We start from the raw sequence: 13,061 nt of genomic DNA, 5'->3' as shown, positions 1-13,061 counted from the left end.
GGCGTCGGCTGAGTGGCCTGCGCCTGAACAATCTAACCAAATTTTGAATGGCCATTCAAGTTTTGGTTTTTTGAGGTCAATTATTGAAACTTCTGCCCCACTGGCGCACTCTGATTTTATGGCACGTAAACGCATTCGCGACATCCGCAACGAAGAGCTTATTGAAGCAACTATCATCACCGTCCACAAACGTGGCTACGGCACTGTAACCATGGCGGAAATCGCGCGTGAAGCGGGGGCTTCGGCCGCCTCTATCAGCTATTATTTCGGCTCCAAAGAAGGGTTGATGGAAGCCACGATGCGACATCTGTTGCGCAAGCTCAGAGACGCGATGGTCGCAGGCTACGCGCAGGCGCAATCGCCGCTGGAGCGACTCTATGCGGTGATGGATGCGAACTTTGCAGATTCGCTTTACACGGTGCCGCAATGCAGCATCTGGATGCAGTTCTGGGCCAATGCCCCCTACTCCACCAGTCTGGCGCGGCTCCATCGGATCAACCGCGCCCGTGTGCGCAGCCATTTTGTCGCCGAACTGAGCCAGCTGGTGGCCCTCGATCAGGTGGAAACCGCACGTCAGGCGCTGCAAAGCTATATGGATGGTGTCTGGCTGCAGGCCGCTCAATCGGATCAGCCGCTGGATACCCAAGCCGCACGGCGCGCCGCGCATCGGGTGGTGGATCTGGTCACCTCGCGCGAATTGGTCGCCTAGGGTCAGGCTAGGGTCAGGATTGAGGCGCCAGACCGGGGCGCTGCCCCGGACCCCGGGATATTTGGCGTTAGAAGAGAGGCTCAGCCCTCGCGGCGATAGACCAGTTCGGTGCCCCGTGGCAGGTAGGTCAGGGCCAGTTCTTCGTCTGAGATACGGGTGATCTGATAGCACAGGCTGGTGCCTGCGTTATTGTCCCATGTATAGAGGAACACCCCTTCGCCATCGTAGTCAGCACAGCTGTCTTGCAACGAGATATATTCCACCGAGGTTTCCGCGCCCGCATAGGAGTTGATCCGCTCTGCGCCGCTGACGCGGAAGCTGTCGTTGGGATCCATGGTAGAGAGCCACAGCCCCTGCAGGCTTGCCAGGAGCCGGTCAAATCGGTTTTCGGGCTGCACGACCAGGGCGGTGAGGACCAGTTCCGATGTGGTGTCGAAGAGATCCTCGCGCTGGCCATAGAGTTCGACCCGGCGGCCGCGCGGGATCTCCTGCATTTGTTGCCAGAGCTTGCTGGAGGTGCGCCCATCATCATAGACCAAAAAGCGCCGTCCGGTGCCGATGAAGGTACAAAAGCTGGAGTAACTCGCGACCTCGGTTTCACAGCCCTGAAACACCGCCTCGCTGACAAATTGAGGGTGCACTGCGATGCGTGCCGCGCGGTCGGGATCGGCGGGTTTGAGATTGAGGCTCAGACTATGGCTGTAGTCGGGTGTTTCCGGCCCGGTGTCTATGCGTGCGAAATTCTCGTGGCGAAAGCCCCGGCGGGCGCAGGAATCGTCCCCACTGATCGAGAAATCATCGTCATCGACGCAAAACCCCAGCTTGTCGTCAGTGAAGACCCAGCCCTCGGTTTCGACCCGCAAGTAGTAAAACCGGCGCGGCAGCACGCCGGGCACCACCTCGGCGCACTCTCCGACGGGGACTTGCCACCAGCCTTCGGACACCCAGCTGTCAGCGTTCTTATACCCGATGGCGACATTTTGTGGATCGCTGGTGTCGTTGCACAGATCCAGCGCCGCCTGAGCCACAGACGGCAGCACCAGCGACATCGCCAGCACCAACAAAAGCCTAAGATCGGGCAAGGACATAGCGCTACACTTCATACATCTCGACGCGGATATCTATGACAGAAGTGTAACGGGCTGACGACACGGCCTGCGGGAAGTTGTTAACTTTTTTGAAGATATGACGTTTGGTTTCTGCAAACCCGCCGTGTCACCGGTGTTTTGGGCGTAAAATGCTGCGCTTTGGCGTCAGGATTTCACCGCATGTGGCGCAGGAGTGATGGCGCGCCGTTTCAGCACGGCTTCGCGCCAGGTGATGAAGGTGACAGCCGCAAGGATCATACTGCCGCCCAGAACCACCCAGATATCGACGCTTTCGCCAAAGGCCAATGCACCTAGAAGCGTGGCCCAGATCAACTGCAGGAAGGTCACCGGCTGGGTTACCGTCAGCGGGGCCGAGGCGAAGGCCAGCGTCATGGTGTAATGGCCTGCTGTCGCAAAACAGGCGACCCCAAAGAGCACCGTGAGTTCATAAAGCGTGGGCGTTACCCAATTGGCCAAGGCAAAGGGGGCCAGCGCAACGGTCACCCAGAGCGACAGCATCGCCACCACCACAGTGGGGTTTGTGCGCCCCACCATGGTCTTGGCCAAAAGATAAGAGATCCCGAAGGCAAACCCTGTGACCAGCATCGCCAGATGTCCGGGAGAGACCTCGCGGAAACCGGGCCGCAGGATCACCACCACCCCCAACAGCGCCACCGCAACCGCGGCAATGCGGCGAAAGGCCAGCTTTTCGCCCATAAAAATCGCAGCGCCCAGCGTCACATAGACCGGCGAGAGGTAGTTCATCGCCGTGACCTCGGCCAGCGGAATGCGGGTCATGGCAAAGAACCACATGATGACCCCAAGCGCATGTACCCCACCGCGCAACGCGAACAGACCGTGTAGTTTCGGGGTCCAGGCCACCGCCCTGAGCGAGCCGATCATCGGGATCAGGAACACCAGCCCCAGTAAATATCGCAAAAACGCGCTCTCAGCGGGAGGGATGCGCGGTCCCATGTATTTCACCAGCGCCGTCACCGCCACGAAGTTAAGCCCCGTCACCAGCATCCAGAAGACGCCGCGCATGGGATTGGAGGTTGGCTGGGCTGGCTGGCTTGCCATCTCTTTGGTCAGGGTTGCATCGCTCATGGGCGCAAGCAGACACCCATTGCGGGGTCAAGACAACCCTTCACTTGTGAAATATTGTACCTCTTTTTGCGCTGACATGATGGGTACAAGCGGCCATCATGTCAGCGCAGTCTTGCCTGACGTATCGTTCCTGTCGAGACCTCTTGCCTTTCGCGTTCTGGCGCATATGTTTCTTGGCAGGAGCAACAGAGGAAGACCCTACCCATGATCCAGACCCTTGCCGCACTCGCCCTATTTGTGTCGCTGCACGTGGTTCTTTATCATGCCCTCTCCCACCGCCTCCGTCCGTCTCGACAGCCTGCATTGGTCCGCCGCTGACGCGCGACCTGTTCTCTCGGACATCACTCTCAGTTTTCACCCCGGTCGCACCGGGATTGTGGGCCGCAATGGCACCGGCAAGACGACGCTGCTGCGCCTGATAGCGGGGGATCTGACGCCTGCATCGGGTCGTATCGTGACCACCGGCACGGTCGGTTGGATGCGACAGGAGGTGGCCGCGCAGGATCACCTGACGGTCGCGGAGCTGTTTGGCGCGGCCTCCGGTCTGGCGCGGCTGACACGCGCTGAGGCGGGCTGTGCGAGTACCGCCGATCTAGCCGAAGCCGATTGGACGCTGCCCGCCCGGATGGAGGCCGCCATGCAGCGCTGCGGCCTGTCGCTGCGCCCGGAGGCCACGCTGGCGCAGCTGTCGGGCGGGCAGCGCACCCGGCTTGCTCTGGCGGCGCTGCTGTTTCAGGAGCCGGATATCCTGCTGCTGGACGAGCCGACCAATACCCTCGACACCGAAGGGCGCGCCACGGTGCGGCAGGTTCTGCGCGACTGGCGGGGCACCGCGCTGGTGGTGAGCCATGATCGTGAACTGCTTGACGACATGGATGCCATCGTGGAACTGAGCCCGCTTGGGGCCAGCCGCTTTCATGGGCCCTACAGCCAGTATCGGGCGGAAAAGGACGCAGCCTTGGCGGCGGCGCATCATGATCTGAACGAGGCCGAAAAAGCCCGCAAGGACACCGCCCGCCGCGCGCAGGAGGCCGCCGAGCGCAAGGCGCGACGCGACAGCGCGGGCAAGGCGGCGCGGGCGTCAGGAAGCCAGCCCAAAGTCCTGATGGACAAGGCAAAAGAGCGCGCCGAGGCCTCCAAAGGCGCAGGCGTGCGGCTGCGCGAGGCGCGGCAGACGGCGGCGGATGAGGCGCTGGCGGAGGCCCGCGCCCGTATCGAAATTCTGGAGCCGATCCGCATGGACATCCCCGCAACCGGTGTGCAGCCCAGCACGCGCATCCTGACCCTGCAAGGGGTCACCGCTGGCTACGGCACCCGCGACGTGCTGCGGGATCTGTCGCTGGAGATCACCGGGCCGGAACGGATTGCGCTGCACGGCCCCAATGGCTGCGGCAAGACCACGCTTGTGTCGGTGATCCTCGGGCAGCTTGCACCCCGCGCCGGATCTGTGGAACGCCACGCAGATGCCGCGCTATTGGATCAGCATGTGAGCCTGCTGGAGGCCTCCGAGACGCTGGTGGAGAACTTCCAGCGCCTCAGCCCGGAGGCCACCCTGAATGAGGCCCGCGCGGCGCTGGCGCGGTTTCGGTTTCGCGCCGAAGACGGCCTGCAAGTGGCGGGCACACTCAGCAGCGGGCAGCGGTTGCGGGCGGGACTGGCCTGCACCCTTGGCCGCCCGGTGCCGCCGCAGCTATTGGTGCTGGACGAGCCGACAAACCACCTCGACCTAGAAGCGGTTGAGGCCCTGGAGGCCGCGCTGCGGGACTATGACGGCGCGCTCCTCGTAGTGAGCCACGACAGCGCCTTTCTCGACCGGATCACTCTGACCCGGCACATCAGCCTGGGGCCTTAACGGTTTGGCAACGGGATGAATTCCGCGTCATCGCCGGGCGGCAGGTGAAAGCGCGGGTTATTGGCAAAATCCCCGCGTGCCCAGGCCTGTTTGGCCTCTTCAATCTTTTCCTTGGAGGAGGCGACGAAGTTCCACCAGATGTGGCGCGGCCCGCCCATGGTCTCGCCGCCCAGCGCCATCAGCCGTGCGCCCTTCGGCCCGGCGGTGACGGTGATCGCATCGCCGGGGCGAAACACCATCATCTGCCCCGCCTCAAAGGTCTGGCCTGCAATCTCGACCGCGCCGCGGGTGATATAAAGCCCACGATCCTCGTGATTATCCGGCATCGGCAGCTTGGCCCCGGCGTCCAGAATGACATCGGCATAGAAGGTCTCTGACAGCATGGTCACGGGCGCATTCTCGCCCCAGGCGGAACCGAGGATCAGCCGCACGTCCTTGCCCTCGCCCAAAAGATGCGGCAGCGCCTCTTTGCCGTGGTGTTCAAACACCGGCGTCATGTCTTCCTTGTCTTCGGGCAGCGCGATCCATGTCTGGATGCCAAAGAGGCTGCTGTGCCCCTTCCGGGTGGCCTCAGAGGTGCGTTCGGAATGGGTGACGCCATTGCCGGCGACCATCCAGTTGACCTCGCCCGGGTAGATCATCTGATGGGTGCCGAGGCTGTCGCGGTGTTCAAACTCGCCCTGATAAAGATAGGTCACGGTGCCAAGGCCGATGTGCGGATGCGGGCGTACGTCGATGCCGCCGCCGGTGAGGAACTCTGCCGGGCCCATCTGATCGAAAAAGATGAACGGCCCCACCATCTGACGCCGGGGCGCGGGTAAGGCGCGGCGCACCTCAAACCCGCCGATGTCGCGGGCGCGGGGAATGATCAGCGTCTCGATACTGTCGAGGCTGCCTGCATCGGGGCACTTTGGTTCCAGTGTCGGGTTCCAGCTCATGAGCCTGTCCTTTCCTCGCCGCGTCTCCCCTAAACTAGGCCACGCGGGCAACTCTGACAGCCTTTTGGTTTTGCACAGACCCTGCGCGCCCGCTCACATCAGGGCGAGTTTCAACGCCAGCGCCAGCATCACCACGCCGATCAGCGCGTCCAGCACCTGCCATGCGCGGGGCCGCGCAAACACCGGTGCCAGGAGCCGCGCGCCATAGCCCAGCGTGAAAAAGAACACGAAAGAGGCCGTGACCGCGCCAAGGCCAAAGATCCACGCCGGTGTGTATTGTGCCGAAATCGCCCCAAGCAGCACCACCGTGTCGAGATAGACATGCGGGTTGAGCCAGGTAAACGCCAGACAGGTCAGCACCGCAGGCAGGAGCGCGGTCTGCACGCCCTGCCCTTCGGTCCTGAGTGCTGCGCCCCCCGTCCACGCCGCCCGGAGCGCGCGCAGCCCGTACCACGTCAGAAACAGCACGCCGCCAAGGCGCATCGCGGTTTCAAACCACGGCACCGCGGCGGTGAGCGTGCCAACCCCCGCCACCCCGGCCGTGATCAGCAACGCGTCCGAAAACGCGCAGGTCAACACGATGGGCAGCACATGCTGGCCCCGGATGCCTTGGCGCAGCACAAAGGCGTTCTGCGCCCCGATCGCAAGGATCAGGCTAAAGCCAAGGCCAAAGCCTGCCATCAGGGTCGGCAGCATGTCTGCGGTCATCGGAAGGGGCTGCATCGGGCTTTGTCCTTTTGTGTCATTGCGCGACGCCCGGAGGCGGTTGCCTTTGACTAAAGCCGGGCTGAGGCGTAATCAAATTAAAGATACTGACCTCAATTAAGTTTTGCTAATGCGATATGACCCTCTCCAGCTGGCCGCGCTTTCCGCGGTGCTTGATCTTGGCAGCTTTGATGGCGCGGCGGCGGCGCTTGGCGTGACGCCCTCGGCGGTCTCGCAGCGGATCAAGGCGCTGGAGGATCGGGTGGGCACGCCGCTGGTGAACCGTACCAGCCCCTGCACTGGCACCGAAACCGGGCTGCGCATTGCCAAACATGCCGAGGATATCGCCCTGCTGGAGCGCCGTCTCAGCCGGGATCTGTCCTTGGAGACCACCGAAAAACCGGCGCGGCTGAAGGTTGCGGTCAATGCCGACAGCCTCGCCACATGGTTTGTGCAGGCAATGGTCGCGGCAGATGATGTGCTGTTTGATCTGGTGATCGACGATCAGGACCACAGCACGGAATGGCTGCGCCGTGGGGTGGTCTCTGCCGCCGTGAGCGCAGACTCCCGCGCGGTCACCGGCTGTGATGTGCATGCGCTGGGGCGGCTGTCTTATGTGGCAACGGCCAGCCCCGCCTATATGGCGCGGTGGTTCCCGGAGGGGCTGACGACTGAGGCGGCCCGTCGCGCGCCCTGTATGGTGTTCAACGCCAAGGACCGGCTGCAACATCGCTGGCTGGATCGCCATGTTGCACCGGGCATCGTGCCGCCTGCGCATTACCTCTCCTCCACACAGGCGTTTCTGGATGCGGCCGCCGCCGGGCTGGGCTGGGGAATGAACCCGGAGGTGCTGGCACGCCCCTATCTGGCGCGCGGAGATCTGGTGGAGCTGGTGCCCGGCAGCCAGCTGGATACGCCGCTTTATTGGCAGGTGAGCCGGATTATGGCCCCTGCCCTGCGCGAGATCACCCGCGCGGTCCGTTCGTCTGCCGCAGATATGTTGCGACAGGATCGCTAGGCTGGTCGCAGACTGCGGACAGCTGCTAGGCTGGCAGTATGCTGTTGTTGCGTCATCCCAAAGGGTCTTTTGCCCATAGCGTGTGGGTCCGGCTGATTGTGCCGCGCGCGCTGCTGCTGACGGCGTTTTGGAGCATGAACCAGAGCCTGCAACTGCCGGTCTGGCTGGCCTATCTGCTGGTGGCGGGGGATGCGGTTTTCTTGCTGTGGCAGATCGCGCGCTATCACAGCGCGGCCGAGGCCCATATTCGCGACACCGGTGCGATGGCCCCGATCTGGGGCGGCTATCTGCTCTGCCTGTTGGCGATCCTCTCCAGCGCAACCCTTTGGTGGAACACGGTGTTGATTGCACATCGCCCGCCGCTCGAGGAACAACATAGCGAACAGATGCGGCGCGCGCGCGAGGCGCTCTATACCCTGACGCGCAGCCCGGATGGCCGCAGCCTCACCTTTGACGGCGAGATCACCTTTGGGCTGAAGGCGCGGCTTTCTCAGATGTTGGACCTCTCCCCCGGCATTGATGAAATCCGCCTGAGCAGCCCCGGTGGCCACATCTATGAGGCGCGCGGCGCGGCGCAAGTGATCGCGGCGGCTGGGCTCGATACCCTTGTGCAGGGTGAGTGCAGTTCGGCCTGCACCCTTTTGTTCATGGCAGGACATCAACGTCGCCTCGCGCCGGATGCGCGGCTCGGATTTCATGGGTACGGATTGGCCGAGGACGTGAACCTACCCGGCTATGATATTGATCGCGCGCAGGAAAAGGATCGCGCCAGCTTTGTCGCGCAGGGTATGCAGCCAGAGTTTGCCGCGCGGATTTTTGATATGCCCCCGAACCGCATGTGGTACCCGGATGAGCCTATGCTGCGCGCCGCAGGCGTGTTGCGCCCCTAACGCGGCCACACATGAGAGGCCTCCGTCCATGGTAGTTGGCTTGGCGGCTTACAGATTTAGTTGTACTATACAACCATGAATCAGCCCTCTGATACCTCCCGTATCGACAAAATGCGCGCGGCCGCCCGTCACATCATGCGCGAACTTGGCTTTATGCAAAAGGGCTTGGCCGGGACGGATCTTTCACCTTCGGCGGTGCATACGATCCTTGAAATTGGCTATAGCACGGTGGCGACCGCCAGCGCGCTGGGCCCCCTGTTGCATCTGGAGAAATCCTCGGTCAGCCGCCTGCTGCAAAAGCTGGAGTCCGACCAGCTAATTGAGGGGATATGCGATACCGCTGACAGGCGATCACGCCGGTTGAGCCTGACACCAAAAGGGCGCGATCTGCTGCGTGAGCTGGAACACTTCGGCAGGCAGCAGTTTCGCACGGCACTGGATAGAACCTCCGCCGAAGAGGCACAGACAATCGAAGCAGGCCTGACACTGCTCGCCGATGCCTTGCGGGCATCCGGTGCGCAAAAGCAACCTACCGTTCAAGAGGTGCGCTGGCATCAGGGCTACAGCCCCGGTGTCATAGGCACGGTGAGCGCGCTTCATGCTGCATATTATGCGCAAAACTATGGGTTTGGCGCGGTGTTTGAGCGCAAAGTTGCAAGCGAGATGTCTGAGTTCATGTCCCGCATCGAGTCCTCGGCGAATACGGTGTTCTGTGCCTATCAGGGGGAAGAGCTTTTGGGGTCCGTGTCCCTTGATGGGCAGGATTTGGAGGACGGCACCTGCCATTTACGCTGGTTTATCGTCAGCCCCAAGGCGCAGGGTCTTGGGATTGGCGGAAGGCTGATGGAAAAGGCGGTGAATTTTGTGGATACCCAAGGGTATCGCACCACGCGGCTCTGGACCTTCAAGGGGCTGAATGCTGCGCGCCACCTCTATGAAAAACATGGCTTTTGCCTCACCCGTGAGGCGCCGGGCGCACAATGGGGCACAGAGGTGATCGAACAGGAGTTTGAGAGGACCCGCGCATAACGCGCCCGATCTTTCATTCACGCAAGGCTAGATGACCAAAAACGGGGGGGCTCCCGCCCCTCTTTGAGGTGTGGCAAAGCCACCCCCGAAAGCGTTGGGCCCGGCGGGGGCCGCGCCAAAGGCGCGGCCCCCGCCCCCTCGCGATGCGCAAGGCGCAGCGCAAACCCTCAAACAAGGCGGGTCAGATCGCCTTTAGACCAGTAGGCCAGAGACAGAACGGAAACGGCCCCGACCAAAGCAGTCGGAGCCGTCACATCCTACGCGTGATCCGGTCGGATCAGAGCTGCGCCATCACCTCGTCGGAGGCCTCGAAGTTTGTGGTGACGCGTTGCACGTCATCGTCATCTTCAAGCGCGTCGACCAGCTTCATCAGCTTCTGCATGCCTTCCAGATCCAGTTCGGTGGTGGTGGTCGGCTTCCAGATCAGCTTGGTGCTCTCGGATTCGCCCAGCTGTCCCTCCAGCGCGTTGGACACCTCATTGAGGTCCGTGTCGGCGCAAAAGATCACGTGACCGTCTTCGGAGCTTTCGACATCTTCGGCACCGGCCTCGATCGCGGCCATCATGACGGTGTCGGCATCGCCCACCTCAGCCGGGTAGGTAACCTCGCCCTTGCGCTCGAACATGAACCCCACGGAGCCCGTCTCGCCAAGGTTGCCGCCGTTTTTGGAAAACGTCGAACGCACGGTGGAGGCGGTGCGGTTCTTGTTGTCGGTCATGGTTTCGACGATCACCGCAACACCGTTGGGGCCGTAGCCCTCATAGCGGATCTCATCGTAATTCTCCGCGTCACCGCCGGTGGCCTTTTTGATGGCGCGGTCGATCACGTCCTTGGGCACCGAGTTCGACTTGGCTTCCTTGACAGCAAGACGCAGGCGCGGGTTTTTCTCGGGATCCGGGTCGCCCATCTTGGCGGCGACGGTGATTTCTTTGGAAAGTTTGGAGAAGAGCTTGGACCGCGCAGCATCCTGGCGACCTTTACGGTGCTGGATGTTTGCCCATTTGGAATGGCCTGCCATGGTGCATCCTGTGTTTTGATTTCAGAAACTGGCGCTCATATAGCCCCGGAGCGCACAGGCTTTCAAGGCAGGGCTTTGAGGGGAGGCCCTCAGACCGCATGGCGTTGACGGGCGATGCATTGCTCAGAAGGCAGGGTCTGTTGCGCCAAGCCTTGGTCTTTAGTGGATTTTCTGCTGATCTGGTCGGGCAGGCAGAGGAGCCATTGCGATGCAATACCTATCCGGCGATCACGCAGAGCCGAGGGGTTTTATCCCGCAAAGGATAGAAACCCAGAGGCTCAGTCTACGACTTGCGCGCCGTGACGATGCCACTGCACTTGCGGACGTGCGCAGCAAAAACCACGCAGAGCTATGGCCATGGTTTCATCAAGAGATGGGGACCACAGCTGAAGAAGCCAGCCCGGACTGGCAACGCCAGCGGCTGACACGTGATATCGACGCATTAAACCGGCGCCAGCGCTTGCCTTACATCATCTGGCAGCAAAAGCAGCTGATCGGTCGGATCGATGTGATCCCGCATTGGCAAGAGGCGCGTTTCCGGCTCGCTTACTGGATCAGCAACACGCATCAAGCCAAGGGCTATGGCAGTGAAGCGGTCACCGCTGTCACCCAGATGGCATTTCGCGCACTCGGGGCACAGCGTGTCACCACCGGCCATGCCGCCCACAATCGGGCCAGTGCCGCACTCGCACGTCGGCTGGGGTTTCAACCCTATGCCCGCCAACCAAATGCCTGCCTGTTGCCGGATGGCTCACGCGTCGATGGGCTGGGCTACGAGCGGCGAGATCCGAAGCGCTTGCCTGAAGTGGGCGCGCGGTGGCGTTGACAGGCATGGGCCGATTGATGCGGATTTCATTTCAACGCCTTGTCAGCGCCACGCCAGCAGCTAGAGTGGCCGCATGACATTGGACCAGACCCTGCTTTTCAGCCTTTTCGCCGCCGTTTTTGGCCTCCTGCTCTGGGGCAGGTTTCGCTATGATCTGGTGGCGTTTGCCGCGCTGATGGTGGCGGTGGTGCTGGGGCTAGTGAAAACCGAAGACGCCTTTGCGGGCTTTGGTCATCCGGCCACATTGGTGGTGGCACTGGTGCTTGTGGTCTCAGCAGGGTTGGTGAAATCCGGTGCGGTGCATCTGATCACCCGCACGCTGGTCGACCAGAGCCGCGCGCTTGGGGCGCATATCGCCCTGATGGGCAGCGTTGGTGCGGTGCTCTCGGCGTTTATGAATAATGTGGCGGCGCTGGCGCTGTTGATGCCGGTGGATATTCAGACCGCGCGCAAAGCGGGGCGTGCGCCGGGGCAAAGCCTGATGCCCTTGTCCTTTGCCACCATCCTTGGCGGGATGGCCACACTGATCGGCACGCCGCCCAACATTATCATCGCCACGATCCGCCATGACACATTGGGTGAGCCGTTCAAGATGTTTGACTTTGCCCCCGTCGGCCTTGCAGCGGCGGCTGCGGGTCTGGCCTTTGTAGCGCTGGTGGGCTGGCGGCTGATTCCGGACCGCTCTGGGGCGGCAGGCGCAACCGAGAGCCAGCTCGCCCCCTATGTGGCGGAACTGACAGTGCCCGAAGAATCTGAGCTGATCGGCCAGCGGCTCGGCAGTCTGGATACCGAGGCCGAGAAAGCCGATGTGGCCATTCTTGGACTGATCCGAAGCGGCCAGCGTCGCTATGGTCGGGCCTCGGGCGCGCTGTTGCAGGCGGGCGATACCATCGTGCTGGAAGCCACGCCCGAGGCGCTGGATGAGTTCCGCACCACTCTGAAACTCGATTTCTCCGATGCGGCGCGCGAAGAAAAGCTCAAGGCCGCAGGCGATGGGCTGGAGTTGATCGAGGTGGTGGTGCCGGAGCATTCCCGCATTGCTGACCGCAGTGCCCAGGCCGTGGGGCTGGCATGGCGGCAAAGCGCGGTTCTGTTGGGGATCGCCCGGCAGGGCGAGCGGCTGAAAAAGCACCTGCGCCAGACCGAAGTGGCCGCGGGTGACATTCTGCTGATCCTCTGCCCACGTGATCGCGGCGCAGAGGTGGCAGACTGGCTGGGCTGTTTGCCGCTTGCGGCGCGCGGCCTTTCGGTGACGGCAAATGACAAGACATGGTGGGCCATTGGTCTCTTTGCGGCGGCGGTTCTGGCGGCCTCGGTGGGCTTCCTATACTTGCCGATTGCACTGGGGCTGGTGGCGATTGGCTATGTGTTGTTGAAAATCCTGCCGGTGGCAGAGATCTATGACCACGTGGAATGGCCGGTGGTGGTGCTTTTGGGGTCGATGATCCCGCTGGGACAGGCGCTGGAGAAATCCGGCGGCACCGAACTCTTGGCCAATGGGCTGGTGGATCTGACGGCGGGAATGCCCGCGTGGGCGATCCTGACGGTGCTGATGGTGGTGACGATGACGCTGTCGGATGTGCTCAACAATACGGCCACGGCAATTGTGGCGGCCCCGGTGGGGATTTCCATGGCCAATGCACTGGATGTCTCGCCTGATCCGTTTCTGATGGCGGTGGCCGTGGCGGCCTCGGCGGCGTTTCTGACCCCCATCGGACATAAGAACAACACGCTGGTTCTGGGGCCGGGGGGATATCGGTTTGGCGACTATTGGCGCATGGGGTTGCCGCTGGAGATCCTCGTGATCGCCGTGTCGATCCCCGCAATCCTGTTCTTCTGGCCGCTCTGATCAAAGCCACACGAGGGAGGGGGGGGCTCCCG

The 13,061-nt window shown here is 62.3% G+C and carries 12 protein-coding genes; 7 read left to right on the top strand and 5 right to left on the bottom strand.

What is annotated here, in order from left to right; translation table 11 throughout:
* Positions 1-118 precede the first annotated feature (118 nt).
* Positions 119-709 (top strand): choline-binding transcriptional repressor BetI, encoded by a 591-nt coding sequence (gene betI / locus QNI81_RS04435; protein ID WP_283967500.1) that lies wholly within the window; start codon positions 119-121, stop codon positions 707-709.
* 80 nt (positions 710-789) lie between these two features.
* Here the strand turns inward: betI and QNI81_RS04430 are convergent, their stop codons facing one another.
* Both QNI81_RS04430 and QNI81_RS04425 read right to left on the bottom strand, forming a co-directional pair.
* The gene (locus QNI81_RS04430; RefSeq protein WP_283967499.1) at positions 790-1,797 is read right to left on the bottom strand and encodes a DUF1036 domain-containing protein; all 1,008 of its coding nucleotides are present in this window, start codon (positions 1,795-1,797) and stop codon (positions 790-792) included.
* A 165-nt stretch (positions 1,798-1,962) separates the two neighbouring features.
* Positions 1,963-2,904 (bottom strand): DMT family transporter, encoded by a 942-nt coding sequence (locus QNI81_RS04425; protein WP_283967498.1) that lies wholly within the window; start codon positions 2,902-2,904, stop codon positions 1,963-1,965.
* Between the two features lie 262 nt (positions 2,905-3,166).
* Here QNI81_RS04425 and QNI81_RS04420 point away from each other — a divergent pair, with 262 nt between their 5' ends.
* Complete coding sequence (locus tag QNI81_RS04420) at positions 3,167-4,756, top strand: ABC-F family ATP-binding cassette domain-containing protein (RefSeq protein ID WP_283967497.1); 1,590 nt, start codon at positions 3,167-3,169, stop codon at positions 4,754-4,756.
* On the opposite strand, the gene QNI81_RS04415 is transcribed toward QNI81_RS04420, so the two are convergent.
* Positions 4,753-5,694 (bottom strand): pirin family protein, encoded by a 942-nt coding sequence (locus QNI81_RS04415; protein WP_283967496.1) that lies wholly within the window; start codon positions 5,692-5,694, stop codon positions 4,753-4,755. The two genes, QNI81_RS04420 and QNI81_RS04415, sit on opposite strands and share 4 nt — an antisense overlap.
* A 93-nt stretch (positions 5,695-5,787) precedes the next feature.
* Positions 5,788-6,417: a LysE/ArgO family amino acid transporter gene (locus QNI81_RS04410; protein ID WP_283967495.1), complete on the bottom strand. Its 630-nt coding sequence runs from the start codon at positions 6,415-6,417 to the stop codon at positions 5,788-5,790.
* 112 nt (positions 6,418-6,529) lie between these two features.
* Here QNI81_RS04410 and QNI81_RS04405 point away from each other — a divergent pair, with 112 nt between their 5' ends.
* From QNI81_RS04405 to QNI81_RS04395, 3 genes are all read left to right on the top strand, one after another.
* Positions 6,530-7,417 (top strand): LysR family transcriptional regulator ArgP, encoded by an 888-nt coding sequence (locus tag QNI81_RS04405; protein ID WP_283967494.1) that lies wholly within the window; start codon positions 6,530-6,532, stop codon positions 7,415-7,417.
* A 38-nt stretch (positions 7,418-7,455) separates the two neighbouring features.
* Positions 7,456-8,307, top strand: coding sequence for a COG3904 family protein (locus QNI81_RS04400; protein WP_283967493.1), 852 nt, complete (start codon positions 7,456-7,458; stop codon positions 8,305-8,307).
* A gap of 75 nt (positions 8,308-8,382) precedes the next feature.
* Entirely contained in the window at positions 8,383-9,336 is a 954-nt protein-coding gene (locus tag QNI81_RS04395) for a helix-turn-helix domain-containing GNAT family N-acetyltransferase (protein WP_283967492.1), read from the top strand.
* Between the two features lie 277 nt (positions 9,337-9,613).
* On the opposite strand, the gene QNI81_RS04390 is transcribed toward QNI81_RS04395, so the two are convergent.
* Positions 9,614-10,354 carry a YebC/PmpR family DNA-binding transcriptional regulator gene (locus QNI81_RS04390; protein WP_283967491.1) on the bottom strand — a complete coding sequence of 247 codons (741 nt, stop codon included), beginning with the start codon at positions 10,352-10,354 and terminating at the stop codon, positions 9,614-9,616.
* A 208-nt stretch (positions 10,355-10,562) separates the two neighbouring features.
* Between QNI81_RS04390 and QNI81_RS04385 the strand changes: the two genes are divergently transcribed.
* Both QNI81_RS04385 and QNI81_RS04380 read left to right on the top strand, forming a co-directional pair.
* The gene (locus QNI81_RS04385; RefSeq protein ID WP_283967490.1) at positions 10,563-11,180 is read left to right on the top strand and encodes a GNAT family N-acetyltransferase; all 618 of its coding nucleotides are present in this window, start codon (positions 10,563-10,565) and stop codon (positions 11,178-11,180) included.
* Between the two features lie 73 nt (positions 11,181-11,253).
* Positions 11,254-13,029, top strand: a complete 1,776-nt coding sequence (locus QNI81_RS04380) for an SLC13 family permease (RefSeq protein ID WP_283967489.1) — start codon at positions 11,254-11,256, stop codon at positions 13,027-13,029.
* Positions 13,030-13,061 lie beyond the last annotated feature (32 nt).

Origin of the sequence: Tritonibacter sp. AK171, from assembly GCF_030127025.1 — a bacterium.
Lineage (GTDB): Bacteria > Pseudomonadota > Alphaproteobacteria > Rhodobacterales > Rhodobacteraceae > Epibacterium > Epibacterium mobile.
Note: the sequence above shows the minus strand (reverse complement) of the source record. Positions and strands in the feature narration are given on the sequence as shown.

Excerpts from the sequence above, each read along its gene's own strand:
- QNI81_RS04410 (WP_283967495.1), bottom strand. The coding sequence starts at position 6,417 with ATGCAGCCCCTTCCGATGACCGCAGACATGCTGCCGACCCTGATGGCA.
- QNI81_RS04415 (WP_283967496.1), bottom strand. The coding sequence starts at position 5,694 with ATGAGCTGGAACCCGACACTGGAACCAAAGTGCCCCGATGCAGGCAGC.
- QNI81_RS04405 (WP_283967494.1), top strand. The coding sequence starts at position 6,530 with ATGCGATATGACCCTCTCCAGCTGGCCGCGCTTTCCGCGGTGCTTGAT.
- QNI81_RS04390 (WP_283967491.1), bottom strand. The coding sequence starts at position 10,354 with ATGGCAGGCCATTCCAAATGGGCAAACATCCAGCACCGTAAAGGTCGC.
- QNI81_RS04400 (WP_283967493.1), top strand. The coding sequence starts at position 7,456 with ATGCTGTTGTTGCGTCATCCCAAAGGGTCTTTTGCCCATAGCGTGTGG.
- QNI81_RS04420 (WP_283967497.1), top strand. The coding sequence starts at position 3,167 with ATGCCCTCTCCCACCGCCTCCGTCCGTCTCGACAGCCTGCATTGGTCC.
- QNI81_RS04395 (WP_283967492.1), top strand. The coding sequence starts at position 8,383 with ATGAATCAGCCCTCTGATACCTCCCGTATCGACAAAATGCGCGCGGCC.
- QNI81_RS04385 (WP_283967490.1), top strand. The coding sequence starts at position 10,563 with ATGCAATACCTATCCGGCGATCACGCAGAGCCGAGGGGTTTTATCCCG.
- QNI81_RS04425 (WP_283967498.1), bottom strand. The coding sequence starts at position 2,904 with ATGAGCGATGCAACCCTGACCAAAGAGATGGCAAGCCAGCCAGCCCAG.
- QNI81_RS04380 (WP_283967489.1), top strand. The coding sequence starts at position 11,254 with ATGACATTGGACCAGACCCTGCTTTTCAGCCTTTTCGCCGCCGTTTTT.
- QNI81_RS04430 (WP_283967499.1), bottom strand. The coding sequence starts at position 1,797 with ATGTCCTTGCCCGATCTTAGGCTTTTGTTGGTGCTGGCGATGTCGCTG.
- betI (WP_283967500.1), top strand. The coding sequence starts at position 119 with ATGGCACGTAAACGCATTCGCGACATCCGCAACGAAGAGCTTATTGAA.